Annotated in this window: 23 protein-coding genes; 14 read left to right on the top strand and 9 right to left on the bottom strand. The window is 73.8% G+C overall.

Going from position 1 to position 24,578, the window contains the following annotated elements; genetic code table 11:
- The first annotated feature begins 59 nt into the window (after nt 1–59).
- The 3 genes from tsaD (at nt 60) to E4623_RS19615 (ending at nt 3,328) form a co-directional block, all read left to right on the top strand.
- Entirely contained in the window at nt 60–1,094 is a 1,035-nt protein-coding gene (tsaD, locus tag E4623_RS19625) for a tRNA (adenosine(37)-N6)-threonylcarbamoyltransferase complex transferase subunit TsaD (protein ID WP_134768294.1), read from the top strand.
- 196 nt (nt 1,095–1,290) lie between these two features.
- Nucleotides 1,291–1,821 carry a DNA starvation/stationary phase protection protein gene (locus E4623_RS19620; protein ID WP_134768261.1) on the top strand — a complete coding sequence of 177 codons (531 nt, stop codon included), beginning with the start codon at nt 1,291–1,293 and terminating at the stop codon, nt 1,819–1,821.
- Nucleotides 1,822–2,014: 193 nt separating this feature from the next.
- Nucleotides 2,015–3,328, top strand: coding sequence for a cytochrome P450 (locus tag E4623_RS19615; protein ID WP_134768260.1), 1,314 nt, complete (start codon nt 2,015–2,017; stop codon nt 3,326–3,328).
- A 24-nt stretch (nt 3,329–3,352) separates the two neighbouring features.
- Here E4623_RS19615 and E4623_RS19610 read toward each other — a convergent pair whose 3' ends face one another.
- The 3 genes from E4623_RS19610 to E4623_RS19600 form a co-directional block, all read right to left on the bottom strand.
- Nucleotides 3,353–4,873: a M23 family metallopeptidase gene (locus E4623_RS19610; protein WP_134768259.1), complete on the bottom strand. Its 1,521-nt coding sequence runs from the start codon at nt 4,871–4,873 to the stop codon at nt 3,353–3,355.
- Between the two features lie 103 nt (nt 4,874–4,976).
- Nucleotides 4,977–5,813, bottom strand: coding sequence for a hypothetical protein (locus E4623_RS19605; RefSeq protein ID WP_134768258.1), 837 nt, complete (start codon nt 5,811–5,813; stop codon nt 4,977–4,979).
- Between the two features lie 52 nt (nt 5,814–5,865).
- A complete protein-coding gene (locus tag E4623_RS19600; RefSeq protein ID WP_245155185.1) occupies nt 5,866–6,564 on the bottom strand; it encodes a helix-turn-helix domain-containing protein in 699 nt (232 codons plus the stop codon).
- 143 nt (nt 6,565–6,707) lie between these two features.
- Here E4623_RS19600 and E4623_RS19595 point away from each other — a divergent pair, with 143 nt between their 5' ends.
- The 5 genes from E4623_RS19595 to E4623_RS19575 are packed head-to-tail and all read left to right on the top strand — an operon-like array spanning nt 6,708 to nt 11,596.
- Nucleotides 6,708–7,181 carry a nuclear transport factor 2 family protein gene (locus tag E4623_RS19595; RefSeq protein WP_134768257.1) on the top strand — a complete coding sequence of 158 codons (474 nt, stop codon included), beginning with the start codon at nt 6,708–6,710 and terminating at the stop codon, nt 7,179–7,181.
- Nucleotides 7,178–8,011 carry a glucose 1-dehydrogenase gene (locus tag E4623_RS19590; protein WP_134768256.1) on the top strand — a complete coding sequence of 278 codons (834 nt, stop codon included), beginning with the start codon at nt 7,178–7,180 and terminating at the stop codon, nt 8,009–8,011. Before E4623_RS19595 ends, E4623_RS19590 begins: the two co-directional genes overlap by 4 nt.
- Nucleotides 8,004–8,792 (top strand): SDR family NAD(P)-dependent oxidoreductase, encoded by a 789-nt coding sequence (locus tag E4623_RS19585; protein ID WP_134768255.1) that lies wholly within the window; start codon nt 8,004–8,006, stop codon nt 8,790–8,792. Before E4623_RS19590 ends, E4623_RS19585 begins: the two co-directional genes overlap by 8 nt.
- Nucleotides 8,792–10,213, top strand: a complete 1,422-nt coding sequence (locus E4623_RS19580) for an FAD-dependent oxidoreductase (protein WP_134768254.1) — start codon at nt 8,792–8,794, stop codon at nt 10,211–10,213. Before E4623_RS19585 ends, E4623_RS19580 begins: the two co-directional genes overlap by 1 nt.
- Nucleotides 10,214–10,264: 51 nt before the next feature.
- The gene (locus E4623_RS19575; RefSeq protein ID WP_134768253.1) at nt 10,265–11,596 is read left to right on the top strand and encodes an MFS transporter; all 1,332 of its coding nucleotides are present in this window, start codon (nt 10,265–10,267) and stop codon (nt 11,594–11,596) included.
- A gap of 83 nt (nt 11,597–11,679) precedes the next feature.
- Here E4623_RS19575 and E4623_RS19570 read toward each other — a convergent pair whose 3' ends face one another.
- Genes E4623_RS19570 through E4623_RS19560 form a run of 3 tightly spaced genes read right to left on the bottom strand, consistent with a single transcriptional unit; the run spans nt 11,680 to nt 14,417 of the window.
- The gene (locus tag E4623_RS19570) at nt 11,680–12,378 is read right to left on the bottom strand and encodes a helix-turn-helix domain-containing protein (protein ID WP_134768252.1); all 699 of its coding nucleotides are present in this window, start codon (nt 12,376–12,378) and stop codon (nt 11,680–11,682) included.
- The gene (gene fahA, locus E4623_RS19565) at nt 12,353–13,564 is read right to left on the bottom strand and encodes a fumarylacetoacetase (protein WP_134768251.1); all 1,212 of its coding nucleotides are present in this window, start codon (nt 13,562–13,564) and stop codon (nt 12,353–12,355) included. Before fahA ends, E4623_RS19570 begins: the two co-directional genes overlap by 26 nt.
- A gap of 10 nt (nt 13,565–13,574) precedes the next feature.
- Nucleotides 13,575–14,417, bottom strand: a complete 843-nt coding sequence (locus E4623_RS19560; protein ID WP_134768250.1) for a hypothetical protein — start codon at nt 14,415–14,417, stop codon at nt 13,575–13,577.
- Between the two features lie 81 nt (nt 14,418–14,498).
- Between E4623_RS19560 and E4623_RS19555 the strand changes: the two genes are divergently transcribed.
- Together E4623_RS19555 and E4623_RS19550 are read left to right on the top strand one after the other, a co-directional pair.
- Nucleotides 14,499–15,683, top strand: a complete 1,185-nt coding sequence (locus tag E4623_RS19555; RefSeq protein ID WP_134768249.1) for a homogentisate 1,2-dioxygenase domain-containing protein — start codon at nt 14,499–14,501, stop codon at nt 15,681–15,683.
- Between the two features lie 48 nt (nt 15,684–15,731).
- Nucleotides 15,732–16,892 (top strand): PQQ-dependent sugar dehydrogenase, encoded by a 1,161-nt coding sequence (locus E4623_RS19550; RefSeq protein WP_134768248.1) that lies wholly within the window; start codon nt 15,732–15,734, stop codon nt 16,890–16,892.
- A 19-nt stretch (nt 16,893–16,911) separates the two neighbouring features.
- Here E4623_RS19550 and E4623_RS19545 read toward each other — a convergent pair whose 3' ends face one another.
- Together E4623_RS19545 and E4623_RS19540 are read right to left on the bottom strand one after the other, a co-directional pair.
- Nucleotides 16,912–17,712 (bottom strand): ABC transporter permease, encoded by an 801-nt coding sequence (locus tag E4623_RS19545; protein ID WP_134768247.1) that lies wholly within the window; start codon nt 17,710–17,712, stop codon nt 16,912–16,914.
- Complete coding sequence (locus E4623_RS19540; protein WP_245155184.1) at nt 17,709–18,659, bottom strand: ATP-binding cassette domain-containing protein; 951 nt, start codon at nt 18,657–18,659, stop codon at nt 17,709–17,711. Before E4623_RS19540 ends, E4623_RS19545 begins: the two co-directional genes overlap by 4 nt.
- 103 nt (nt 18,660–18,762) lie before the next feature.
- On the opposite strand from E4623_RS19540, the gene E4623_RS19535 reads away from it, so the two are divergent.
- The 4 genes from E4623_RS19535 to E4623_RS19520 all read left to right on the top strand — a co-directional run bounded on the left by E4623_RS19535 (nt 18,763) and on the right by E4623_RS19520 (nt 22,961).
- Nucleotides 18,763–19,614: a PfkB family carbohydrate kinase gene (locus E4623_RS19535; protein WP_245155183.1), complete on the top strand. Its 852-nt coding sequence runs from the start codon at nt 18,763–18,765 to the stop codon at nt 19,612–19,614.
- The gene (locus E4623_RS19530; RefSeq protein ID WP_134768244.1) at nt 19,611–20,531 is read left to right on the top strand and encodes a pseudouridine-5'-phosphate glycosidase; all 921 of its coding nucleotides are present in this window, start codon (nt 19,611–19,613) and stop codon (nt 20,529–20,531) included. Before E4623_RS19535 ends, E4623_RS19530 begins: the two co-directional genes overlap by 4 nt.
- Before the next feature lie 146 nt (nt 20,532–20,677).
- Nucleotides 20,678–22,363, top strand: coding sequence for a DUF429 domain-containing protein (locus tag E4623_RS19525; protein ID WP_209020776.1), 1,686 nt, complete (start codon nt 20,678–20,680; stop codon nt 22,361–22,363).
- Between the two features lie 100 nt (nt 22,364–22,463).
- Complete coding sequence (locus E4623_RS19520; protein ID WP_134768242.1) at nt 22,464–22,961, top strand: DUF664 domain-containing protein; 498 nt, start codon at nt 22,464–22,466, stop codon at nt 22,959–22,961.
- 113 nt (nt 22,962–23,074) lie between these two features.
- Here E4623_RS19520 and E4623_RS19515 read toward each other — a convergent pair whose 3' ends face one another.
- Nucleotides 23,075–24,556 carry an SDR family NAD(P)-dependent oxidoreductase gene (locus E4623_RS19515; protein WP_209020775.1) on the bottom strand — a complete coding sequence of 494 codons (1,482 nt, stop codon included), beginning with the start codon at nt 24,554–24,556 and terminating at the stop codon, nt 23,075–23,077.
- Nucleotides 24,557–24,578 lie beyond the last annotated feature (22 nt).

The raw sequence follows: 24,578 nt of genomic DNA, 5'->3' as shown, positions 1-24,578 counted from the left end.
GGGGAACCTGCTCCCGGTGCCGTCGTCGTGGCTGCGAGAATCGGTGCGTGACGATCGTGATGGGCATCGAGACCTCGTGCGACGAGACCGGCGTGGGGTTCGTGCGCGACGGCGTCCTGCTCGGTGAGGCGCTCGCGTCGAGCATCGACGAGCACGTGCTGTTCGGCGGCGTCGTCCCCGAGATCGCGGCGCGGGCGCACGTGCAGGCGATGGTGCCGACGATGCGCACCGCGCTCGAGGACGCCGGCCTCGCGTGGCACCAGGTCGGGGCGGTCGCGGTGACGGCCGGGCCGGGTCTCGCCACCGCCCTGCACGTGGGGGTGGCGGCGGCGAAGGCGACCGCGCTCGCCCTCGGCGTCCCGCTGTACGGCGTCCACCACCTCGCCGGGCACGCCGCCGCCGACACCCTCGTGCACGGCCCGCTGCCCGAGCGCAGCATCGTGCTCATCGTCAGCGGCGGGCACACCAGCCTGCTCGCCGTGGAGGACCTGGTGCGGACGCCGATCGTGCACCTGTCCGACACCCTCGACGACGCCGCCGGGGAGGCGTTCGACAAGGTCGCGCGGCTGCTCGGCCTGCCCTACCCGGGTGGTCCGTCGATCGACCGGGTCTCCGTCGACGGCGACCCGGCCGCCGTCCGGTTCACCCGGCCGCTGATGGGCCCGCGCGACCCGGCACTCGGCTTCTCGTTCTCGGGCCTCAAGTCGGCGGTCGCCCGCTACGTCGCCGCGCCGCGCGACCCGGGCGTCTCGGTGGCCGACATCGCGGCGTCGTTCCAGGAGTGCGTGGCCGACACCGTCGTCACCAAGGCGATCCGCGCCTGCCGCCAGGAGCGGGTCGACACCCTCGTCATCGTCGGCGGCGTCGCCGCCAACTCCCGTGTCCGCTCGCTCGCCGAGCAGCGCTGCGCCGAGGCCGGCATCGAGCTGCGGGTGCCGCCCATGCGCCTGTGCACCGACAACGGCGCGATGATCGCCGCCATCGGCGACCTGCTGGTCCGCGACGGCGCCCCGCCGTCCGTCCCCGAGCTCGGCGCCCGCTCCTCGGTCCCGCTCGAGCTCGCCCAGCTGCAGGCGATGACGACGGGCGCCTGAGCGTCGTGCGCGGGTGACCGGGCACCGCCCCGCGCGTGCAATTGCACTCCCTGGGCCAGTTCTGCGCGGCGCAACCGAGCGAGCGTGGGCAATTGCACGCGTGGGGCACCCGAGGGTCGGCCGGCCCAGGCGGCCCGGGGGTAGGTGAGCCTTGCTTTCCTGGAATCATTCCAGAAAGCCTGGCATTGTCACCGTCATGACGCAGATGACCGACCGCCACAAGACCGTGCACTCCTCCCACCCCGCCTTCCGGGCCTCCACCCAGCTCGCCACCCACCTGCAGCAGCTGCTCGTCGACATCACCGACCTGCACCTCCAGGGCAAGCAGGCGCACTGGAACGTCGTCGGCAAGAACTTCCGCGACCTCCACCTCCAGCTCGACGAGATCGTCGAGGCCGCCCGCGCGTTCGGCGACGACGTCGCGGAGCGGATGCGTGCCGTCTACGTCACGCCGGACGCCCGAGCCGCCACGGTCGGTCACCAGTCGAGCCTGGCCGCCTTCCCGGCCGGCGAGGTCGACACCGCCGCGACCGTCGACCTGGTCGTCGGCGCGCTGTACGGCGTCTCCGCGACCGCGCGTCGGATCCACGACGACGTCGACGCCGAGGACCCCACCACCGCCGACCTGCTGCACACGATCATCGAGCGCATCGAGCAGCTCGCGTGGATGGTCGACGCCGAGAACCGCACCGCCGGCGCGAGCGTCCCGGAGAACATCGCCCCCTGATCCGCCACGGGGGTGGGTGGCGGCCGGGGGTAGTCCCGGACGATCGGCCCCGGAAATCGCCGAGAGGTGGGGCCGTTCGTCCGGGACTACCCCGGGTCGGGCCCCGCATCTCGGCGGTCGCCGGGGTGAGGCCAGGGTCACCTCGGGGCACGTCCCGAGGCGTACACCGCGCGCCGTCTGATCCAATACACCCATGAGGTTCGTCGAGGCGGTCAAGCAGCGCGCCGGGAAGTTCCTGCTCGAGCGCACGATGCGCGACGGGATCGACCTGCGCAAGATGCGGTTCCTGCCGTCGTCGGTGACCATGCCGCTCAAGCGCGACGGGCTCGACCCGCTGCCCGAGATGGCGACGGTCCGAGCCGCCGAGCCGGTCAAGAAGCTGGCCACGCTGTTCGGCAAGAACATCTGGTTGGTCAGCGGCTACGACGAGGCCCGGGCCGCCCTGGCCGACGGCACGTCGTACTCCAACGACATCGGGCAGTTCGTGTCCCAGGAGGGCCGCAGCGACGAGGAGCAGATCGGCGGGCTCGGGATGACCGACCCGCCGCTGCACACCGCGCTGCGCCGCTACCTGACGCCGGAGTTCACGATGCGCCGGCTGGCCCGGCTCGAACCGGAGATCGAGCGCGTCGTCCACGAGCGGCTGGACGCGATGGAGGCGAGCGGTCCGCACGTCGACCTGGTCAAGGAGTTCGCCTTCCCGGTGCCCTTCCAGGTCATCTGCGAGCTGCTCGGTCTCCCGGTCGAGGACCGGGAACGGTTCTACAGCCTCGGCGTCGCCCGCTTCGACCTGTCGCAGGGCGGCGTCGGCGCGTTCGGCGCGGCGGCCCACACCCGCGACTTCCTCATCAAGGCGGTCGCCGCCCAGCGCGCCGAGCCCGGCGACGGACTGATCGGCGGGCTCCTCAAGGAGCACGGCGACGAGCTCGACGACCTCACCCTCGGCGGCATCGCCGACGGTGTCTTCCTCGGCGGCTACGAGACGTCGGCGTCGATGCTCTCCCTCGGCGCCTACCTGCTCGCCGAGAACCCCGAGGCGATGGCGATGATGCGCGACGACTCCGCCGGGCGCGACCACGTCGACCGGATCGTCGAGGAGCTGCTGCGCCACCTCACCGTCGTCCAGCTGGCGTTCCTGCGGTTCGCCAAGGTCGACCTCGAGCTCGGCGGCCAGCAGATCAGCGCCGGCGACGCGGTCGGCATCTCGCTGCTCGGCGCCAACCGCGACCCCGCGGTCGCCGGGGCCGACCCCGACACCTTCGACCCGCACCGCGCCCCGACGCGCCACCTCGCCTTCGGCCACGGCATGCACCGCTGCGTCGGCGCCGAGCTGGCCCGGATGGAGCTGCGGATCGCGCTGCGCGCCCTGGCCGTCCGGTTCCCCGACCTGGCCGTCACCGTCCCGCGCGACGCGCTCGACTTCCGCAAGCTCTCGGCGGTGTACGGCGTCGAGGAGCTGCCCGTCGACCTGTACGGCGCCAGCGACCGGGTCCCGGCCGGCCGCTGACCCGGGGCCGCGACCCGAGCTCGGTCAGCGGCGGTGGGGTGGGCGGACCTTGACCGCTCGTGAGGTCGTCGCCCCGGAGACGTAGCCGGCACGCGTCGCCTCGACGCGCACCTTGATGCGCTTCGCGCGGTCGGCCTTCCTCACCCGGTACGTCGACCTGGTCGCACCCGCGACCGGCTTCCCGTCCCGGAACCACTGGTACCGCACGGTGACGCTGCGCACCGTCCACGAGGTGGAGCCGGCCCGCACTGTTCTTCCTGCAGCCGGCCGGCCCACGACGGAGGCCCGCTTCGTGGCGCCGATCCGGGGCGGGCCGACTCCGATCTCGACGGTGCCGGAGCCGATCAGGACGTTGTCACCCGGCCCGGTGTCGATGCCGTAGACGAACACGGGCTGCAACCCCACCTTCCCCGTCGGGAACGTGGTGTCGAAGCCGTGGGCCTCCCCGGCAGCGGGGTACACCCGGCCGACGTCGGGGCGCGACACCGACGCGAGACCGAGGTCGAAGCTCTCCGCCCGTGGGTCGCCCGCCGGCCCGCCGACGTACACGTGGAATCCGGTGGCCTCGCGGGGGTTGCTCGGATCGAAGGTCCAGCCGCCGACGTGCAGCTCGCCGCCCTGAGGTGAGCTGACGCTGTCGAGTGACCCGACGGGGTCGGGGTTCGACACCGTCACGTCGCGACGGCCGAGGAGCACGTTCGAGCCACCGCTGCCGGCGAGGTTGATCGCGTAGACGTACACCGGCAGCCTCCCGGCCCCGACCTCCAGCGAGACGTCGAACCCGTGGCGCTCGCCGACACCGGGGTAGGCGTTCGCGACGTCGGGTCGGGACGCCGCCGCCGGCCCGATGTCGAAGCCGCGGGCCCCGGCGCTGCCGGCGGGCCCGCCGACGTAGACGTGGATGCCGGTCGCCGCGCCGGGGTTGTCCCGGTCGAGGGCCCACCCGCGGACCCGGACCACGCCCGGTGCCGGGCTCACCAGCTCGTCGAAGCTGCCGACCGGGTCGTTGCCCGCCGTGTTCTGGCTGCGTGCGGAGGTGCCGATGGGATAGCTGGTGCCCATCTCCAGGGTGTTGACGACCTCCCGAGAGCGCTGGGTCGAGCAGTAGACCATGTTCCAGTGCAGGTGCGGGCCCGAGCTGATGCCGGTGCTGCCGCTGTACCCGAGGAGCTGCCCGCGTTGCACGGTCTGGCCGCGATCGATGATCGTCCGGCTCAGGTGAACGTACTGAGTGCAGCGGTCGCCCCCGTGGTCGACACGGACCTGGATCGCCCCGGTCGAGTCGTATCCCTCGAACTGGATCGTCCCCCCGGCCGAAGCCAGCACCGGGGTGCCGCTCGGCAGAGCGAAGTCGACCGCGTGACGGTTGTAGTCGGGGTACGGACCCGCGGCGTGCGCGCCCGGGCCCTGGGTGATGGGGAACTGTCGGCCGGGCTCGAAGGGCAGTCTGAACCCCGGGTCGGCGACTGACGGAGCGATCGCGGCGACGAGCCACGTCGAGACCAGGAGCACCAGGACCAGGACTCGCGTCGGCAGGCATCGCATGGCGGCGAGTATGGCTGGCTGCGCACCCCGTCCGGGGCGGTTTGCCCCAACACCGCCCGGTGACGCGGTCCGTCCAGCCCCTCGGAGCAGGGGCCGGAGCCGCTCAGCCGACCAGGCCCAGGGCGCGCAGGTCGCCCCACGACTCGGCGACCGAGCCGGACCCGAACGACGTGAACCACCGTCGGACGCCGCCCAGGTCGGCCGAGCGCACCGCCTCGACGACCTCGTCGGGGTCGTGCTCCTCGAGCAGCACCCGGGCCTGGTCGGTCGGGGCGCCGTCGTAGAGGGCGCGGGTGGCCACGAGCACGTTGAGGAACCCGTGCTGGACGCCGCCGTCGGGGGTGTCGTGGCGCACCGCGCGGTGCAGGCCCCCGGTGCACGCGAACGGCGTCTCGAGGTCGAGGGCGGCGTCGATCCACCCGAGGAGGACGTCGGGCGCGGGCACGGCTCCGGGCTCGCTCCCGCCGGTGCGGAGCCTCAGCTGCAGCTCGGCGGCCGCGACCACCTCGGCGGCGCTGCGCCAGGCGTGGTCGGCGGGCACGGCCGGCAGCTCGACGCGGACGTGCACGTCGTCGTCGAGCCCGCCGTCGGCGCGCGCCGCGTCGACCGCCGCGACCACCCGCCGGGCGTTGCCGGCGAGGTCGTCGTGGTCGCGCAGCGCGATCTCGAGGGCGACGAGGCGCAGGCCGAGCCGAGCGGCCAGGCCGGCCGGGCCGGCGAGCTGGCCGGCACCACCGGTGACGACGACCGTGAGGGGCGCGTCGACGCCGCGGACCAGGGGCAGGTCGGTGTCGCGCAGCACGAAGGTGCCGACGAGCCCGGCCCCGTCGTCGCTCGTCCGCGCGGCGTGGGCCGCGACGGCGTCGTGGAGGGGGACGTCGCAGGGCGGGAAGATCGCCGCGTCGTCGACGAGGGCGGACCAGAACGGGTGGGTGGGCACCCTCGTCACCGTAGAGCCGGGGCGGGGACCGGACAACGCGGACCGGCGGCGCTCAGCCGGCCACGCGGGCCAGCTGGGCCGCGGTCGCGACCACGGCGGCGGCGACCCGGTCCTCGTCGACCAGGTCGAACACGGAGACCCCGACGCTGAGCGGCGCACCGTCTCGGCGCAGCGGCACGGGGGCCGAGATCCCGTGCACCGAGGGGATCACCTCGGCGTAGGTCACGGCGTAACCCCGCTCGCGGGCGACCCGGATCTCGTCCCGCTCGCCGAGGACGGCCGGCTGGGCCGCGAGGATGGCGAGACCGGCCGAGCCCCGGTCGACGAGGTCGAGCTGGCCGGGGCGGAAGGCGACGTGCATCGAGGCGCTGCGGGGCTCCACGACCATCAGGGCGCGGACCCGCTCGGGGTCCTCCTGGGCCACCAGGTGCGCCGTGGCCCCGACGGCGTCGGCGAGCTCCTCGAGCAGGGGGAGCGCGGCCGTGCGGAGGTCGCGCTCCACGGGGTCGGCCAGCGGCACCAGCCCCGCGCCCGGGTGGAACCGCTTGGCCCGGTCGCGCCGCACGAGGCGGTGTGCCTCGAGGGTGCGCAGGAAGCGGTGCGCCACGGTGCGGTGGACGCCGACCGCCTCGGCGACCTCGGTGATCGTCATGCCCTCGCCGCGGGCGCTGAGCACCTCGAGCACGCGCAGCCCGGAGTGCAGCGTCTTGGACATGCCGCCGTCGACGACGACGTCCGACCCCTCGTTCATGCGTCTCATCCTGGCGCCCTCCGGCACTCCGGCGTGTGCCGGGTCACGGTGTGGGCTTGACCACCCCGATGTGACCGGCCTAACCTCCAGTGCAGTTATAGCACGCAGCGTGCGAATATCGCACACAGAGGAGGAGGTGGCACGTGGAGGTTCCCGAGTCCGTCGTCGTGGCGGCGCAGCGGCTGTACGCGCGGCAGTCGCGCCTGATCGACGAGGGCGACGCGGCCGGGTGGGCGGCGACGTTCACCGCCGACGGGGTCTTCGACTCGCCGTCGTACCCCGAGCCGTCGCGCGGCGCCGCGGCGCTCACCGCCTTCGCCCGCGCGTTCCACGACTCCTGCGTCGCCACGCGCACCCACCTGCGGCACGTCGTGACCAACGTCGACGTCGAGGCGTCCGAGCGCGACGACGAGGTCGTCGCGCACGCCTACCTCCAGATCGTGGCCACCCCCGAGGACCAGGACAGCCGCCTCGTGCGCCTGACCACCCTCACCGACCGCCTCGCCCGCCACGGCGACGGCTGGTTGGTCGCCCACCGCCTCGTCCGGCGCGACGACAGCGCGCCCGGACCCGTCACCACCACCCCCGACGCCCACGACCGAGGAGCAACCGCATGACCCTGCTCGACCACCCCACCCACGAGCACCCCGGCCGGGTCGAGGACGCCCTGATGACCGTGGACCACCCCGACCTCCGCGGCAAGGTCGCCGTCATCACCGGCGCCGGCCGCGGCATGGGCGCGCGCTTCGCCGCCGCCCTGGCCCGTCGCGGCGTCCGGGTCCTGGGAGCCGACCTCGACGAGCCGCTCATGGAGGCGGCCGCCGCGGCGATCACGCTCGAGCACGACGGTCTCGCAGGAGCCGGAGAGGTCGTCGGCGCCGCCGTCGACGTCCGCGACCGGGACGCCCAGCAGCGGGTGGCCGACCTCGCCGTCGAGCGGTTCGGCCGGCTCGACCTCTGGATCAACAACGCCGGCATCTTCCCCGAGGCCCCGGCCGCCGAGATCCCCGTCAGCCAGATCCAGGCCACCCTCGCGATCAACGTCGAGGGCGTGCTCTACGGCGCCCAGGCGGCCGCGTCCGCGATGGCGCCCGGCGGCTCGATCGTGAACATGGCCTCCGTCGCGGCGGTCCGCGTCCGGCGCGGGCGGGCGGCGTACTGCTCCTCGAAGGCGGCCGTGGCCCACCTCACCGAGTGCCTCGCCGTCGAGTACGGCGACCTCGGCATCCGCGTCAACGCGATCGCGCCCGGCTTCGTCGACACCGAGATGACCCGCTGGGTGCAGGACGACCCGCCGGCCCTCGCCAAGGCCCTCGACAGCATCCCGCTGCACCGGATCGGCTCGCCCGAGGAGGTCGTCGGCCCGATGCTGTTCCTGCTCTCAGACAGCGCCCGCTACGTCACCGGTCACATCCTGGCGGTCGACGGCGGCTCCCGGCATGTCTGACCTGGCCCGCGCCGGTGCCGACCGCGTCGTCCTGGTCACCGGCGCCGCCGGCGGCATGGGCGCCGGTCACGCGCGGGCCCTGGCCGCCGACGGCTGGCGGGTCGTCCTGGCCGACGTCGCGGACTGCTCGCCGGTGGTCCAGGAGGTCCGCTCCGCGGGAGGCACCGCCAGCGGGCACGTGCTCGACGTGACCGACCCCGCGCAGTGGGAGGCGCTCGTCGCCGAGGTCGCGACGACGTACGGCGCGTTGCACGGCCTGGTCAACAACGCCGGGATCTCGCGGCGGCTGCGCTTCATGGACACCCCGCACGACGTCTGGCGCCGGGTGCTGGCGATCAACCTGGACGGGCCGTTCCTCGGCATCCAGGCGTGCGCGCCGCTGATGCGCGACTCCAGCGGCGGCTCCATCGTCAACATCTCCTCGATCGCCGGGCAGATCGGCTACTTCTCGCCGTCGTACTCCGCGTCGAAGTGGGCCCTGCGCGGCCTCACCAAGTCGGCCGCCGGCGAGCTCGCCGCCTGGGGGATCCGGGTCAACTCCGTGCACCCCGGGCTGGTCGAGACCCCGCTGCTGGCCGGTGCCGACGGCTTCGTGGAGAGCGCGGTGGCCAGCATCCCGTTCGGCCGGATGGGCCGTCCCAGCGAGATCACCGACGTCGTCGCCTTCCTGCTCGGCGACGGCTCCTCCTACATGTCCGGCGCCGAGCTGACCGTCGACGGCGCCCTGGTCTCCAACGGGACCTACCACCGCATCCTCACCGAGATGGACGGAGAGCTCTGATGAGTGCCCCTGAGACCGACTACGACGTCATCGTGATCGGCGGTGGCGGCGCGGGCCTCGCGGCGGCCGCGTCCGCCGCCGAGCGCGGGCGGAGCGTCATCCTCTTCGAGTCCGAGGGCGAGCTCGGCGGGTCGACCCAGCTGTCGGCCGGCATGTTCACCGCGGCCGACACCAGCGTGCAGAAGGCGCTGGGCGTCGACGACACCGTCGACCGGTTCTTCCAGCACTACATGGACCTCAACCAGTGGCTGCTCAAGCCGGGCCTGGTCCGGCGGTTCTGCGAGCTCGCGGGACCGACGCTGGAGTGGCTGCTCGACCTCGGCGTCGAGGTGCCGGCGCAGGTGTCGCCCGACGCGCACACGCCGGGGCTGACCCGGGCCGGCGTCGAGGACGTGTGGCGCGCCCACGTCCCGAAGGACCAGGGCTACGGCCTGGTGCAGGTGCTCGACCGGGCGCGGAAGGCCGGCGGCGTCGAGGCGGTCCTGCACACCCGCGTCGAGCGGCTGCTCGTGGAGGACGGCCGGGTGAGCGGTGTCGTCGCCGACGGTGTCGAGCTGCGGTCGGGGGCCGTCGTGGTCGCCTCGGGCGGCCTCGCGCAGGACCCCGCGCTGGTCGAGCGCTGGTTCCCGGACGCGCTCCGGGCCGGCGACTCGTTGTTCGTCGTCGCCGCCCCCGGGTCGCGGGGCGACCACCTCGCCCTTGGTGAGCAGGTCGGCGCCTCGGTCGCCGGCGCCGGCTGGGGACTGATGCTCCCGACCGCCCAGTTCGTCCGCCACCACCACTGGCAGGCCGGGTTCCCGCCCGTGTCGCGCGTGCACGTCAACCCGCAGGGCCGGCGGTTCATGGACGAGGACGCGTCGTACGCCGTCTCCGGCGGTCTCATCGACGCCCAGGGCGGACCCGCCTGGATGGTCTTCGACGAGGCCGCGCGCCGGGCGCTGCCCGAGGGGTACGCCGACTGGACGCCGGCCCGCGTCACCGAGCTCGTCGGCACCGGCGCCGTCGTCGCGGCCGACGACCTGCCCGGCCTCGCCGAGCGGATCGGCGTGCCCGCCGACCACCTCGTCGCCACCGTCGAGCGCTGGAACGACCAGCTCCCGCACGGGACCGACGTCGACTTCCAGCGTGACCAGACGCTGGCCGCCAAGGGCGTCACCACGCCCCCCGCCCCGATCGCCGCGCCGCCGTTCCACGCCACCCGCGTGCTGCCGGCCGAGCTCGTGTGCACCCACGCCGGTCTCGAGATCGACGCGAACGCCGCCGTCCTCGACCAGCGGGCCCGGCCGATCCCGGGCCTGTTCGCGGCCGGGGAGGCCGGCGGCGGCGTCCTCGGCAACCGCTACGTCGGCGGTGGCAACGCCGTCGCCAACGCCCTCACCCTGGGCCGGCTCGCGGGCCAGAACGCCGCCGCCACCGCCTGAGGCACCCCCCTCGCCGCCCCTCCGCCCCTTCACCGGAAAACTGGAGCTCCCATGTCCACCAGCACCCCCTCCGCTCGCCCGGGCGCGTCCGTCTCCGGGCCCGCCGTCCTGCGCAAGGTCCAGCGCTACGTCCTGCCGGTCGCCTTCCTGCTCTACATGTTCAACTACATGGACCGGGCGGCGATCGGCTACGCCCAGCTGCAGATGTCGACCGACCTCGGCATCAGCCTCGCCACCTACGGCACCGTCGCGGCGATCTTCTTCGTGGCCTACACGGTCCTGGAGGTCCCGAGCAACATCGTCATGAAGAAGGTCGGGGCCCGCCTCTGGCTGGCGCGGATCGCGATCACCTGGGGCATCATCACGATGCTGACCGGGTTCGTGCAGAACACCACGCAGCTCTACGTCGCCCGGATCGCCCTCGGGGTCGCCGAGGCCGGGCTCTTCCCCGGGCTGCTGCTCTACATGACCTACTGGTTCCGCACCCAGGACCGCAGCCGCGGCATCGCCGGGTTCTCCCTCGCCCAGCCGGTGGCCCTGCTCATCGGCAGCATCAGCGCCGGCTACATCCTCGACCACGCCGACTGGTTCGGCCTGAACGGCTGGCAGTGGGTGTTCATCCTGCAGGGCGCCCCGCCGGTCCTGCTCGGCGTCTGGGTGCTGTTCTACCTCGCCGACCGCCCGAGCAAGGCGCGCTGGCTCTCGAAGGACGAGTCGGACTGGCTCGAGGGGGAGATCAACAAGGAGTACGACGTCGCAGACGACGAGCACATGGAGATCTCGCTCGACGCGGTGAAGAACCCCAAGATCCTCTACCTGGCCTTCATCAACCTGCTCTACGCCGTGGGCCTGTACGGCATGACGTTCTTCCTGCCGCAGATCGTCGCCCAGCTCAACCCGGGCTACTCCTCGACCAACATCGGGCTCGTCGGCGCGATCCCGTACGTCTGTGGTGCGATCGCGATGCTCCTGGTGGCGCGCTACTCCGACCTGCTCGGCAACCGGAAGCCGATCGTCATGTGCACGCTGGCGGTCGCCGTCGTCGGGCTCGTCGTCACGATGGTCTTCAAGGAGACCCCGGCGCTCGGCATGATCGGCCTCTGCCTGCTCGCGATCGGCGTCTTCTCCTACCTCGGCCCGTTCTGGGCGCTGGCCTCCGAGGCCCTGACCCGGTCGCAGACCGCGGTCGGGCTGGCCACCATCAACGCGATCGCCGCTGCCGGTGGCTTCTTCGGGCCGTTCGTCATCGGCAAGACCGCCGCAGCGGACGACGTCATCTTCAGCATGATCTTCCCGGCCGTCTGCATGTTCGTGGCGATCGTCCTGCTGGCCTTCGTCAAGCCCGTCCAGGGCACCCCGGCCGCCGTCACCGAGACCGTCTGACCGGCGCCTGCCCTCGAGGCGGTGCCGCGCGGCACGACGCCACCGCCCCCGCCGGTCGACCCGGCGGGGGCGGTGGGATGCTCTCAGCCGAGGGCGGCGCCGATCTCGCGGACGGCGCGCAGCACCGGCTCGACGGCCGCGTCGACCAGGTCCTCGCGGGAGGTGACGACGTTGACGGCGGCGCGGGCCGGCCACCCGGGCAGCGGGGCGGCGACGGCGTACGCGCCCGGGTTGAGCTCGGCGTACGTCGCGACGTGGCCGGTCTCGCGGACGGCGGCGACCCGGTCCGGCTCGCCGGGGAGCGCCGGACCCGAGGCGAGGGCCGCGAGGCCACCGGCGCCGCGGTCGAGCGGGTCGCGGTTGCCGAGGCGGTAGGAGAAGCGGGGCCCGTCGGTGGGCGGCTCCGCGACCAGGGTGGTGACCGCGGCGTCGCCGGCGACCTCGACCAGCGACGCCGTCGCGTCGAGCTCGACCGCGAGCCGGTGCAGCACGGGCCCGGCGACGTCGCGCAGGCGCGGTGGGCGGACGCCGCTCCCGTGGGCGAGGTCCGCGGCGGCCGGGCCGACGCGGAAGCGTCCCCCGGCGTCGCGGTCGGCGAAGCCCGTGCGCACCAGCGAGACCAGCAGCCGGTGGGTGATGGAGCGGTGCAGGCCGCACGCCACCGCGGCCTCGGCGGTGGTCAGGCCGGCGGGGTGCCGACCCAGCTCGACGAGGACCGCGAGTCCCCGCTCGAGCGTCTGCGAGCCACCCTCGGCGTCAGCGGGTCGGGAGGATGCGGCCACGGACCTCACCCAACCCGATCCGTCCGCCGAGCGCACCCGGCGCGCTGTAGCGCAGCACGACCTCGTCGCCGTCCTCGAGGAAGGTGCGCTCCTCACCGCCGACGGCGAACGGTTCACGCCCGCCCCACGACAGCTCGAGGAACGAGCCGCGCTGGTCCTGCTCCGGACCGCTGATCGTGCCGGACGCGAAGAAGTCGCCGACCCGCAGCGAGGCGCCGTTGACGGTGAGGTGGGCCAGCATCTGCGCCGGCGACCAGTACATCGTCCGGTACGGCGGGCGCGCGACGACCACGCCGTTGAGCTCCACCTCCACGTCGACGTCGTAGCCGGAGGGGACGCCGTTCGGGCCGGTCTCCTGCAGGTAGGGGAGCACCGGCACCTCCTGGCCGGGCACGTCGACGCGGGCGGCCCCGAGCGCGGCGAGCGGGGTGACCCAGGCCGAGACGGAGGTGGCGAACGACTTGGCGAGGTTGGGCCCGAGCGGGACGTACTCCCAGGCCTGGAGGTCGCGCGCCGACCAGTCGTTGACCCCGGCGACGCCGAACACGGTCTCGGCGAGCTCGGCCGTGCCGACCCGCTCGCCGAGCGGGAGGCTGCGCCCGACGACGAAGCCGAGCTCGGCCTCGATGTCCAGGCGCAGCGAGGGGCCGTACGTCGGGGCGTCGTCGGCCGGGGCCTTGCGCTGGCCCGCGGGCCGGTGGACGTCGGTGCCCGAGACCACGATCGAGCCGGCCCGGCCGTGGTAGCCGACCGGCAGGTGCTTCCAGTTGGGCAGCAGCGCGTCGCCGTCGGGGCGGAAGATCCGGCCGACGTTCGTGGCGTGGTGCTCGGAGGCGTAGTAGTCGACGTAGTCGGCGACCTCGAAGGGCAACGACGTCGTGACCTCGTCGACCTCGAGCAGGGTGACGCGGTCGCGGAGGGCGGGGTCGGTGAGCAGCTCGACCACCCAGGCGCGGACCTCGGCCCACGTGTCCGGGCCGGCGGCCATCAGCGGGTTCAGCGCCGCGACGTCGAGCAGCGCCGCCCACCCCGGGCGCAGCGTCCGCGCGGCCGCGCCCAGGTCGAGGACCCGGTCGCCGATCCGGACGCCGAGCCGCGCCGCCGTGGAGGCGGTGGCGACGACGGCGTACGGGAGGTTGTCGATGTCGTACGGGCTGCCGGCGGCGCCCTCGACCCAGGTGATCATGTGGAGCCTCTCAGTCGGTGGTGCGGACGTCGGTGGTGCCGATCAGGTGCAGCGCCGTGAGGTCCTCGAGCGGCTCGAGGATGCTGCAGGAGCCGTACGACGTGAACGCGGCGCGGGCCGCGAGCAGGGCGTCGGGCGGCAGGAGCGAGACCTCGCGGGCGAGCGTCGGGCCGTCGCGCTCGGCCAGGACCGGCTCGACCGGCGCGCCGGCGAGCGCGCGGGCCGTGGCCAGCAGGATGTTGAGGTAGCCGTGGTGCTCGAAGCCGGTCGCGGGGCCGGTGTGCCGCACGGCGTGGTGGAGGCCCGCGGTGCACTTGAAGGGCACGCCGCGGGCGACGGCGGCCTCGATCCAGCCGCCGAGCTCGGCCTCGGAGGGGAACGCGCCGGCCTCGGTGCCGCCGGTGCGGAACTTCAGGCGCAGGCCGTGGGCGAGCACCGCGTCGAGGACGGCGGGCCACGCGGGGTCGGTGACGCGAGGCACCTCGACGTAGGGCGGCACCCCGCCGGAGCCAGCCGCCGCCGCGATCTCGGCGACCTGCGCGGCGGGCGCGCCCGCGCCGCCGAGCTTGACCTCGAGCCCGGCGAGCCGGAGCCCGGCGGCCCCGGCCCGGGCCACCACGTCGGCCACGACGTCGGGAGCCGGGACCACGACGCTCACCGACAACCCGGCCGGGGCCAGGTCGACGAGGTCGTCGAGCCGCGCCGCGTCGACGAGGAACGGGCCCACGAGGGCGGCGTGGCCCGAGCGCAGGTGCGCGGCGTGGGCCGCGACGGCGTCCGGCAGCGGGGCGAGGCCGGGCGGGAAGATCGCGGCGTCGTCGACGAGGTGCCGGAACGGCGAGGGGATGGACACCGTCACACCCTAGCGACTATCGTCCGGAATGAGAACAGTACCTGTTCGTTAATCGGACAGTCCGGACGAGAGGACGCAACGATGGCGCACTACCGGCAGGTCGGCGAGGTCCCCCCGAAGCGGCACACGCAGCACCGCGATCCCCAGGGCCGCCTCTACTACGAGGAGCTGATGGGCGAGGAGGGCTTCTCCTCCGACTCCTCGCTGCTCTACCACCGCGGCGTCCCCTCGGCGATCTCCTCGGCCGAGGTCTGGGAGCTGCCCGACCAGACGCGGGTGCCCAACCACCCGCTGAAGCCGCGCCACCTCAAGCTGCACGACCTCGAGACCGGCCCGGACGCCGTCCTCGACCGGCGCCTGGTGCTCGGCAACGCCGACGTCCGGATCTCCTACGTCACCACCGGCACGGACGCCACGCCGCTGTACCGCAACGCCATCGGCGACGAGTGCGTCTACGTCGAGTCCGGCAGCGGCACCGTCGAGACGGTCTTCGGCGTGCTGGCCTACCGCACCGGCGACTACGTGGTCATCCCGCGCGCCACGACGCACCGGTGGGTGCCGGCCGAGGCCTCGCAGCTCTACCCGATCGAGGCCAACAGCCACGTCGCGCCGCCCCGGCGCTACCTCTCCCGCTACGGCCAGCTGCTCGAGCACGCGCCCTACTGCGAGCGCGACCTGCACGGCCCCACCGCCGTGCACCTGCTCGACGGCCCCGACCGGAGCGACGTCGAGGTGCTGGTCAAGCACCGCGTCGCCGGGAGCATCGTCGGCACCCGCTACACCTACGCGACCCACCCCTTCGACGTCGTCGGGTGGGACGGCTGCCTCTACCCCTACACGTTCAACATCGACGACTACATGCCGATCACCGGCAAGGTCCACCAGCCGCCGCCGGTGCACCAGGTCTTCGAGGGCCACAACTTCGTGATCTGCAACTTCCTGCCGCGCAAGGTCGACTACCACGAGCTCGCCGTCCCGGTGCCCTACTACCACTCGAACGTCGACAGCGACGAGGTCATGTTCTACGTCGGCGGCGACTACGAGGCCCGCAAGGGCTCCGGCATCGGTCTCGGCTCCATCTCGCTGCACCCCGGCGGCCACGCCCACGGGCCGCAGCCGTCGGCGATCGAGGCCTCGCTCGGCGCGGAGTACTTCGAGGAGTCGGCCGTCATGGTCGACACCTTCGCCCCCCTCGAGCTGGGCGAGGCCGGGCTGGCCGTCGAGGACCCCGCCTACGCCTGGACCTGGGCCAACAGCCTGCGCTGAGCGGCTGGGCCGGCCCGGGTCTCAGGGGCGGTCCGGCACGATCGGGTCATGCGCCGCCCAGCAGCCCGGACCCCCGTCGCCCTGACGTGCGCGACCCTGGTCGCCGTCGTCCTGACCGGCTGCGGCGACGACGACGTCCGCAACGAACCCAGCGACGAGTCGCGGACCGGCACGGCCGGGCCGTCGGTCCCGGCGGCCGACGAGGAGCTGCGGGTCAACGGCGTCGGCACGGAGCTCCGGACGCCGTGGGGGCTGGCGCCGCTCGTCGGCGGCGGGCTCCTCGTCGGCTCGCGCGACAGCGGCGACATCCTGCTGTCGCCGCCGGGCGGCGGCCAGCCCCAGGTCGTCGGCTCGGTCGACGGCGTCCGCGCCGAGGGGGAGAGCGGGCTGCTCGGCCTGGCCCTGGGGCCCGGCGACGACACCCTGTACGCCTACCGGACTGGGCCCGAGGAGAACGGCGTCGTCGCGATGAGCTGGGACGGGACGAGCCTCGGTGAGCCGGAGGAGGTCGTCACCGGCATCCCCGGCGGCGCGACCTACCACCAGGGCGGCGGACTGGTCGTCGGCCCGGACCGGATGCTCTACGTCTCGACCGGCGACAACGGCGTCCCCGAGGACGCCCAGGACCCGGACTCGCTCTCGGGCAAGGTGCTCCGTTACACCCTCGACGGCGAGCCGGCACCCGACAACCCGTCCGGCACCGCCGTCCACAGCCTGGGCCACCGCAACGTCGAGGGTCTCGTCTTCGACCCGGAGGGCCGCCTGTGGGCCGCCGAGTTCGGCCAGAGCGCGTTCGACGAGCTCAACCTGGTCCGGGCCGGCGCCAACTACGGCTGGCCCGAGGTCGAGGGCACCGGCGGCGGCGAGGAGTACGTCGACCCGGCGGTCGTCTGGAGCACCGACGAGGCCTCACCGTCCGGCATCGCCTGGTGGGACGGGTCGCTGTGGGTGGCCGCCCTGAGGGGCGAGACCCTGTGGGAGGTGCCGTTCGCGACTCCCGAGGTCGAGACGCCCGGCCAGGAGGACGGCGACCCCACCGGCGCCGACGTCCTCGAGGACCCGGTCGCCTACCTCGTCGGCCGCTACGGCCGGATCCGCAACGTGGCGATGACCGCCGACACCACGATGCTGTGGGTGGTCACCTCGAACACCGACGGTCGTGGCGACCCGGCCGCCGAGGACGACCAGCTGTTCGCGCTCGCCCGGTGAGGCCGACCGACCGGGAGGGTCACCGGGAGGTCGTCCGCTTGAACTGGCGGACCGAGAGCGGGACGAAGACCGCCACGATGATGGCCGACCAGATCAGCGTGTAGACCACGGGGTGCTGCATCGAGAAGGCGTCCGACGGGGGCTCGCCGACGGTGTTGCCGAACAGCTCGCGCGAGGCCTGGGTCAGCGAGGAGACCGGGTTCCACTCGACGAACCTCTTCAGGATGCCGTCGAAGTCCTTGAGCGGCACGAAGGCGTTCGACAGGAACGTGAGCGGGAAGATCACCACGAACGAGGCGTTGTTGACCACGTCGACGCTGGGCACCAGCAGACCGACGAAGGCCATGATCCAGCTGATGGCGTAGGCGAAGACGAGCAGCAGCGCGAACCCGGCGAGGGCCTCGAGCACGCCGTCGCGGATGCGCCAGCTGACCAGCAGGCCGGTGAGCGCCATGATCATCAGCGACAGGACGTTGTAGACGACGTCGGACGTCGTGCGGCCGACCAGGACCGCCGCCCGCGACATCGGCAGGGACCGGAACCGGTCGATGATGCCCTTCTGCATGTCCTCGGCGAGGCCCGCGCCGGTGAAGGTGGCGCCGAAGACGACGGTCTGGGCGAAGATCCCGGCGACCAGGAACTCCTTGTACTCCGTGCCGTCGCCCGGGTCGATCGCGCCGCCGAAGACGTAGGCGAAGAGCAGGACGAACATGATCGGGCTGATCAGGACGAAGACCAGCACCTCGGGCACGCGCTTGATCTTGATCAGGTTGCGCTGGGCGACGACCCAGCCGTCGCTCAGGGCCTGCGGTGCGCTCATCGGGCGACCTCCTCGGACTTCTCGTCGGCCGTGCGGCCGGTCAGGGTCAGGAACACGTCGTCGAGGGTCGGTCGGCGCAGCCCGACGTCGAGGACGCCGATCTGCTCCTCCTCGAGGTGGCCGAGCAGGCGGCGCAGGGCCGGCGCCCCGTCGGTGACGGCCGCGGTGAGGCTGCGCTCCTCGACCTGCACGTCGCCGACGGCGACGGCGCCGAGCAGCCGGCGGGTCGCCTCGACGTGGCGGGCGTCGGCGACGACGACCTCGATGCGTTCGCCGCCGGTCTGGGCCTTGAGCTCGTCGGCGGTGCCCTGGGCGATGGCCAGGCCGTGGTCGATGACGACGATGTCGTCGGCGAGCCGGTCGGCCTCCTCGAGGTACTGGGTGGTCAGGAGCAGGGTGGCGCCGCCGCCCACGAGCTCGCGGATGACGTCCCACATCTGCTGGCGCGCCCGCACGTCGAGGCCGGTGGTCGGCTCGTCGAGCACCAGGACGGGGGGCTCGGCGACCAGCGCCCCGGCGAGGTCGAGGCGGCGCCGCATGCCGCCGGAGTAGGTCTTCGAGGGCCGGTCGCCGGCGTCGGCGAGGTCGAAGCGCTCGAGCAGCTCGCGGGCCCGGGTGCGCGACCGCGCCTTGCCCAGCCCGTAGAGCCGCCCGACCATCGTGAGGTTCTCGAAGCCGGTGAGGTACTCGTCGACCGCGGCGTACTGGCCCGACAGACCGATCTTGCGGCGCACCCCCTGCGGGTCGGCGAGCACGTCGACGCCCGCGACCTCGGCGCTGCCCTCGTCGGGCACCAGGAGGGTGGTCAGGCACCGGACCGCGGTGGTCTTGCCGGCGCCGTTGGGGCCGAGCAGGGCGAGGACGGTGCCCTCGGGGACGGTGAGGTCGAGCCCCGCCAGGGCGGTGACCTCCTTGTAGCGCTTGACCAGGCCTCGGGCCCGGATCATGTCGACCATCGTCGTCGCCTCTCGTGGTGCGGGGGGTGGCGTCAGTGTCACGGTAGGGACTGGCACCGACAACCGGATTCATCGCGACTGGCATGGTTCTCCCGTGGCGCGGGTGGTCGTGGTGGGCGGGGCGAACGTCGACGTGGTCGCGCGCCCCCACGCCGTGCCGGTGCCGGCCACCAGCAACCCCGGCAGCGTCGCCGTCACGCCGGGCGGCGTCGGCCGCAACGTCGCCGAGAACCTCGCCCGCCTCGGCACGACGACCCACCTCCTGGCCGCGGTCGGCGACGACGCCCACGGCCGGCTCGTCGTCGACGCGACCCGGGCCTCGGGCGTCGACGTCGGCGGCGTCCGGCTGGTCGCCGCGCCGACCGGCAGCTACGTCGCCCTGCTCGACGACACCGGTGAGCTGGTCGGCGGTGTCTCCGACATGCCGGCCGCGCTCGGGCCCGAGCACCTCGACCGCGACCTCCTGGCCGCCGCCGACCTCGTCGTCCTCGACGGCAACCTCGCGCCGGCGACCCTGGCCGCCGCCTGGGACGCCGCCGCCGGACCGGTCGCCCTCGACCCCGTGAGCGTCCCGAAGGCCACGCGGCTGGCGCCGACCGCGACGGGCCGCCGGCTGTTCCTGCTCTCCGCCGGTGGCGCCGAGCTGGCCGCCCTGTCGGCGGGGGGTGCGCTCGACGCCGACCTGACCTGGGAGCGGCGCGGGCCCGCGGGCTCCACGCTCACCGCCCCCGACGGCGTGCACCGGCTCGCCGCCCGCACCGCCGAGGTCGTCGACGTCACCGGTGCCGGCGACGCGATGCTCGCGGCGTTCTGCCACGCCTGGCTGGGCGGTGCGGACCCGGGGGAGGCGGCGACCTACGCCCACGTCGTCGCCGCCCTGACCGTCTCCAGCCCGCACACCGTGCGTCCCGACCTGACCGACGAGCTCGTGAGGAGCCTGCTGTGACCGCCCCCGCCCCCGCCATCCGCCTGACCGACGAGGTCGCGACCGCCGTCGCCGAGGGGCGCCCGGTCGTCGCGCTCGAGAGCACGATCATCAGCCACGGGATGCCCTACCCCGACAACGTCGCCATGGCGCTCGAGGTCGAGGGCATCGTCCGCGAGCACGGGGCCGTGCCGGCCACGATCGCGGTGCTCGACGGCGTCCCGCGCGCCGGCCTCGACCCCGACGCCCTCGAGCTGCTCGCCCGCGACCCCGGCGTCACCAAGGCGAGCGTCCGCGACCTGCCGCACGTCGTCGCGCGCGGCGGGCACGGCGCCACCACCGTCGCCGCGACGATGCGGCTGGCCGCCCTCGCCGGCATCGACGTCTTCGTCACCGGCGGCCTCGGCGGCGTGCACCGTGGCGCGCCTGAGTCGTTCGACGTCTCCGCCGACCTCACCGAGCTCGCGACCACCCCGGTCACCGTCGTGTGCGCCGGCGTGAAGAGCATCCTCGACATCGGCCTGACCCTCGAGGTGCTCGAGACGAACGGCGTCCCGGTGATGGTCGTCGGCAGCGACGACTTCCCGGCGTTCTACTCGCGCGTCAGCGGGTACGCCGCCCCGTCCCGCGTCGAGTCCGCCGCCGACGTCGCCGCCGCGATGACCGCCGCCCGCGGGCTCGGCCTGCGCAGCGGCCTGGTCGTGGCGAACCCGATCCCGGTCGCCGACGAGATCCCGGCGGCGGAGATCGACGTGGTGATCGGCCGGGCCCTGGCCGACCTGGACGCGCTCGGCATCAGCGGCAAGGACGTCACGCCGTACCTGCTCAAGCGGATCGTCGAGCTCACCGACGGCGCCAGCCTGGTCGCCAACATCGCGCTCGTGCGGCACAACGCCCGGCTCGGTGCGGCGATCGCGACGGCGCACGCCGTCCGGTAGGCCTCGCCGCGCGGCGGCTGCTCGGAGGGCTGATCGCGTGCAATTGCCTCGATCTGGCCAACTTTCGCGCGCCGAGCTGGCCAGATCGAGGCAATTGCGCTGCTGGGCCACCTCGACGACGACGACCCATGCGGCAGGGTGTCCCCGTGCACTACATCGGCATCGACCTCGCCTGGGGCGAGAAGGCCCCCACCGGGCTCGCGGTGGTCGACGCCGAGGCGCGCCTGCTGCACGTGAGCGCGGTCCGCACCGACGACGACGTCGCGGCCGCGCTGGCGGCGTACGACGGTGACTGCCTGGCCGGCATCGACGCCCCGCTCGTGGTGAAGAACGAGAAGGGCTCGCGCCCCGCGGAGCAGGCGCTGAGCAAGGACTTCCGCCGCTTCGACGCCGGCACCCACCCCTCCAACACGGGCAAGCCGGAGTTCGCGAACGGCACCCGCGGCGCCCGGCTCGCCAAGCGGCTCGGCCTCGACATCGACCCGCGCTCCGGTCGCCGGCGGCGGGCCGTCGAGGTCTACCCGCACGCGGCGTCGATCGTGCTGTTCGACCTGCCGAAGGTGCTGCGCTACAAGGCCAAGCCCGGTCGCGACCTGGAGCTGCTGCGCAGCGAGCTGCTCGCGCTGATGGGCCACGTCGAGGCCGTCGTCCGCACCGACGAGACCTGGGCCGGGCTGCGCGCGCTCGTCGAGGCGGCCACGCAGAAGGCCCAGCTGCGGCGGGTGGAGGACCAGGTGGACGCCGTCCTGTGCGCCTACGTGGCGTGGTTCGTCGACCACCGGCCCGACGACGTCACCCGCTACGGCGACCTCGACACCGGCTACATCGTCACCCCGACGCTCGGCACCGACCCGGTCGCGGTGACCCACGCCGAGGTCGTGCGCCGGGCCGTGCGCGGCTACGTGGCGGGCCACGACGACCTGGTCCGCGCCGGTGAGCAGGCCGTCGCGCTGGTGCGACGACTGCTCGACGAGGCCGGCATCAACTACCTGTCGGTCACCGGGCGCACCAAGACGGTGGCGTCGTTCGCCGAGAAGGCGGCGCGCACCGCCGCCGGACGTCCGCTGTACGACGACCCGACCACCCAGATCACCGACGCGGTCGGCGTCCGCGTGATCACCTACGTGCGCGACGACGTCGACGCCGTGGCCGACGTCCTCGCCGAGCAGGTCACCGTCACCGACGACCGCGACCTCGGTCAGGAGACGGCCAGCGAGGGCCGCTTCGGCTACGCCAGCCGGCACCTGATGGTCGACCTCGGCGGGCGCTCGACCCAGGTGCAGGTGCGCACCGTGCTCCAGCACGCGTGGGCCGAGTTCGAGCACGACATCCGCTACAAGGGCACCGTGCCCGACATCCACGTCGGCGAGTTCGACCGTCGCTTCACCCTGGCCGCCGGCCTGCTCGAGCTGGCCGACCGCGAGTTCTCCGAGATCCGCGAGCGGCTGCGCGGGGCCACCCCCGCGGTCGGCGCCGTCGGCGACGCCACCGCCGACGACGACCCCCGCCTCGACCCGCGCGAGCTCGCGGCCTACCTCGCGGGCCAGTACTCCAACGCCGGCTGGTCGCGCACGGACCACTACGGGTGGATCGCCGGCCTGCTGCTCGAGCTCGGCATCACGTCGTTCGACGAGCTCGGCGAGGTACTCCGCGAGGCCGACGACGCCACCATCGACGCCCGGATGGACTACCGGCACCCGCCCGGCGCCGTCCGCCGCCTCGACGACGCGCTGCTGTGGGTCTTCGGCGACCGCTACCTGGGGCTGCACCAGAACGCCCACCGGCAGCCGCTCCTCGCCCAGCGCCTCGACCGCCTCCGCGGCGCCTCCTGAGCCGACCCGTCACCCATAGGTGACGGGTCACCGCGAGATCGACGCCGACCCGTCACCCATGGGTGACGGGTCAGCGGAGGTGGGACGTAGGTTGGGTGCCATGACTCCTGCCGAGGTGATCGTCGAGGGACTGGAGCGGGTCCGCGAGAGCGGGCTGGCGGTGCTCGACGGGCTGACGCCCGACCAGCTGGCGCACCGCCCGACCCCGGACGCCAACCCGATCGGCTGGCTGGTCTGGCACCTGGCGAGGGTCCAGGACGACCACGTGGCGGACGTCGCCGGCGCCGACCAGGTCTACCCGGCGTTCGCCGGGCGCTTCGCCCTGCCCTACGACGACGACGCGATCGGCTTCGGCCAGAGCAGCGCCGACGTCGGCGCGGGCACCTGGGACGCCGCCCTGCTGGCGGAGTACCTGGTCGCGGTGCACGAGCGCTCGGTCGCCCACGTCGCCACCCTCGCGCCCGACGACCTCGACCGCGTGGTCGACGAGCGGTGGGACCCGCCGGTGACCCTCGGCGTCCGGCTGGTCAGCGTCGTGAACGACGACACCCAGCACGTCGGCCAGGCCGCCTACGTGCGCGGGCTGCTGGGTCTCTGACCCACGCGTCGTAGAACCACGTACACCGCGGCGGTCGTCCACCGCCGGTTCCGCGTCGTAACGCGGCGCGGGCCGTCACCAGGTAGCGAGGTGTCTGTGCTTGTACGACGTCCTCACCAGGGACTGGGGTCGTAGTCCTTGAGGAAGTGGCCGTGCAGGTCCTCGCCGGCCTCGCCGCGGACGACCGGGTCGTAGACGCGCGCGGCGCCGTCGACCAGGTCGAGCGGGGCGTGCCAGCCCTCGGCGGCGATGCGGAGCTTCTCGTGGTGCGGGCGCTCGTCGGTGATCCAGCCCGTGTCGACGGCGTTCATCAGGATCCGGTCGGTCTCGAACATCTCGCCCGCCGACGTGCGGGTCAGCATGTTCAGCGCGGCCTTGGCCATGTTGGTGTGCGGGTGTCCGGGACCCTTGTAGCGACGGCCGAACTGCCCCTCCATCGCCGAGACGTTGACGACGTGGGCCCGCCCGGACGGCGCCGCCGCGGCGGCCGCCGCCATCGCCGGCCGCAGCCGCGAGACGAGCAGGAACGGCGCGACCGAGTTGCACAGCTGCACCTCGAGGAGCTCCAGCGGGTCGACCTCGTCGACCGTCTGGGTCCACGAGTTCGCGGTCGCGACGTCGGGCAGCAGCCCGCCGGCGTCGACGGCGGTGCCGGCGAGGTGGGCGTCGAGCGAGGCGCTGCCGCCGCGCAGCGCGAGCGCGGTGAGGCTGGCCGCGGTGTGCGCGGCACGGGCGTGCTCGAGCGACTCGCCGTCGTGGTGGGCGACCGGGGCCTGCGCCAGCGCCCCGGAGATCGCGGCCGGGTGCAGCTCGGAGACCCGGTCGAAGGTGACCATCTCCGGCAGCTCGACGCCCTCGGGCAGCGGCTCGCGCTCGGCCTCGACGAGCGGCGCGTAGGCGCCCGGCGACCGGCGCACGGTCTGGCAGGCGTTGTTGATGAGCACGTCGAGCCGGCCGGCCGCGGCGACGTCGTCGGCCAGCGCCACCACCTGGGTGGGGTCGCGCAGGTCGATGCCGACCACCTTGAGGCGGTGCAGCCAGTCGCCGCTGTCGGCCAGCGACGAGAACCGCCGGGCCGCGTCGTGCGGGAATCGGGTGGTGATCGTCAGGTGCGCGCCGTCTCGGAGCAGCCGCAGCGCGATGTACATGCCGATCTTGGCGCGACCGCCGGTCAGCAGCGCCCGGCGTCCGGTGAGGTCGGTGCCCTGGTCGCGCTTGGCGTGCGAGCGCGCGGCGCAGTCGGGGCACAGCCAGTGGTAGAACGCATCGACCAGCGTGTAGTCGCGCTTGCAGATGTAGCAGCCGCGCGGGTTGAGCAGCTCGCCGGCGAACGCGCCCGTCGTCGGCGTCGTGAGCAGCACGCCCTCGGTCTCGTCGTCGATGCGCAGCGGGCTCCCGGTCGCGGTGGCCTCGGTGACGGCCCGGTCGTGGGCCAGCTCGGCCTCCCGCTTGGCGGTGCGGCGCTCGCGCTTGAGCGCCTTGTACATGTGGGACGCCGCCCGCTTCACCGCGACGTGGTCGGGGTGCTCCTCGGGCACGGTGTGCAGCGCACCGAGCACGCGCAGGGTGGCCTCGAGGTCGTCCGGGTCGATCACCCGGGGAGTCTAGGTCGCCGGT

The sequence above is a fragment of the Nocardioides sp. 1609 genome, from assembly GCF_004522105.1.
Taxonomy (GTDB): Bacteria; Actinomycetota; Actinomycetes; order Propionibacteriales; family Nocardioidaceae; genus Nocardioides.
This window is presented reverse-complemented; position numbering and strand designations above follow the sequence as displayed.

Coding starts and splice junctions, on each gene's coding strand:
- tsaD (WP_134768294.1), top strand. CDS start 60: ATGGGCATCGAGACCTCGTGCGACGAGACCGGCGTGGGGTTCGTGCGC.
- E4623_RS19620 (WP_134768261.1), top strand. CDS start 1,291: ATGACGCAGATGACCGACCGCCACAAGACCGTGCACTCCTCCCACCCC.
- E4623_RS19615 (WP_134768260.1), top strand. CDS start 2,015: ATGAGGTTCGTCGAGGCGGTCAAGCAGCGCGCCGGGAAGTTCCTGCTC.
- E4623_RS19610 (WP_134768259.1), bottom strand. CDS start 4,873: ATGCGATGCCTGCCGACGCGAGTCCTGGTCCTGGTGCTCCTGGTCTCG.
- E4623_RS19600 (WP_245155185.1), bottom strand. CDS start 6,564: ATGAACGAGGGGTCGGACGTCGTCGTCGACGGCGGCATGTCCAAGACG.
- E4623_RS19590 (WP_134768256.1), top strand. CDS start 7,178: ATGACCCTGCTCGACCACCCCACCCACGAGCACCCCGGCCGGGTCGAG.
- E4623_RS19585 (WP_134768255.1), top strand. CDS start 8,004: ATGTCTGACCTGGCCCGCGCCGGTGCCGACCGCGTCGTCCTGGTCACC.
- E4623_RS19580 (WP_134768254.1), top strand. CDS start 8,792: ATGAGTGCCCCTGAGACCGACTACGACGTCATCGTGATCGGCGGTGGC.
- E4623_RS19575 (WP_134768253.1), top strand. CDS start 10,265: ATGTCCACCAGCACCCCCTCCGCTCGCCCGGGCGCGTCCGTCTCCGGG.
- fahA (WP_134768251.1), bottom strand. CDS start 13,564: ATGATCACCTGGGTCGAGGGCGCCGCCGGCAGCCCGTACGACATCGAC.
- E4623_RS19555 (WP_134768249.1), top strand. CDS start 14,499: ATGGCGCACTACCGGCAGGTCGGCGAGGTCCCCCCGAAGCGGCACACG.
- E4623_RS19550 (WP_134768248.1), top strand. CDS start 15,732: ATGCGCCGCCCAGCAGCCCGGACCCCCGTCGCCCTGACGTGCGCGACC.
- E4623_RS19545 (WP_134768247.1), bottom strand. CDS start 17,712: ATGAGCGCACCGCAGGCCCTGAGCGACGGCTGGGTCGTCGCCCAGCGC.
- E4623_RS19540 (WP_245155184.1), bottom strand. CDS start 18,659: ATGATCCGGGCCCGAGGCCTGGTCAAGCGCTACAAGGAGGTCACCGCC.
- E4623_RS19520 (WP_134768242.1), top strand. CDS start 22,464: ATGACTCCTGCCGAGGTGATCGTCGAGGGACTGGAGCGGGTCCGCGAG.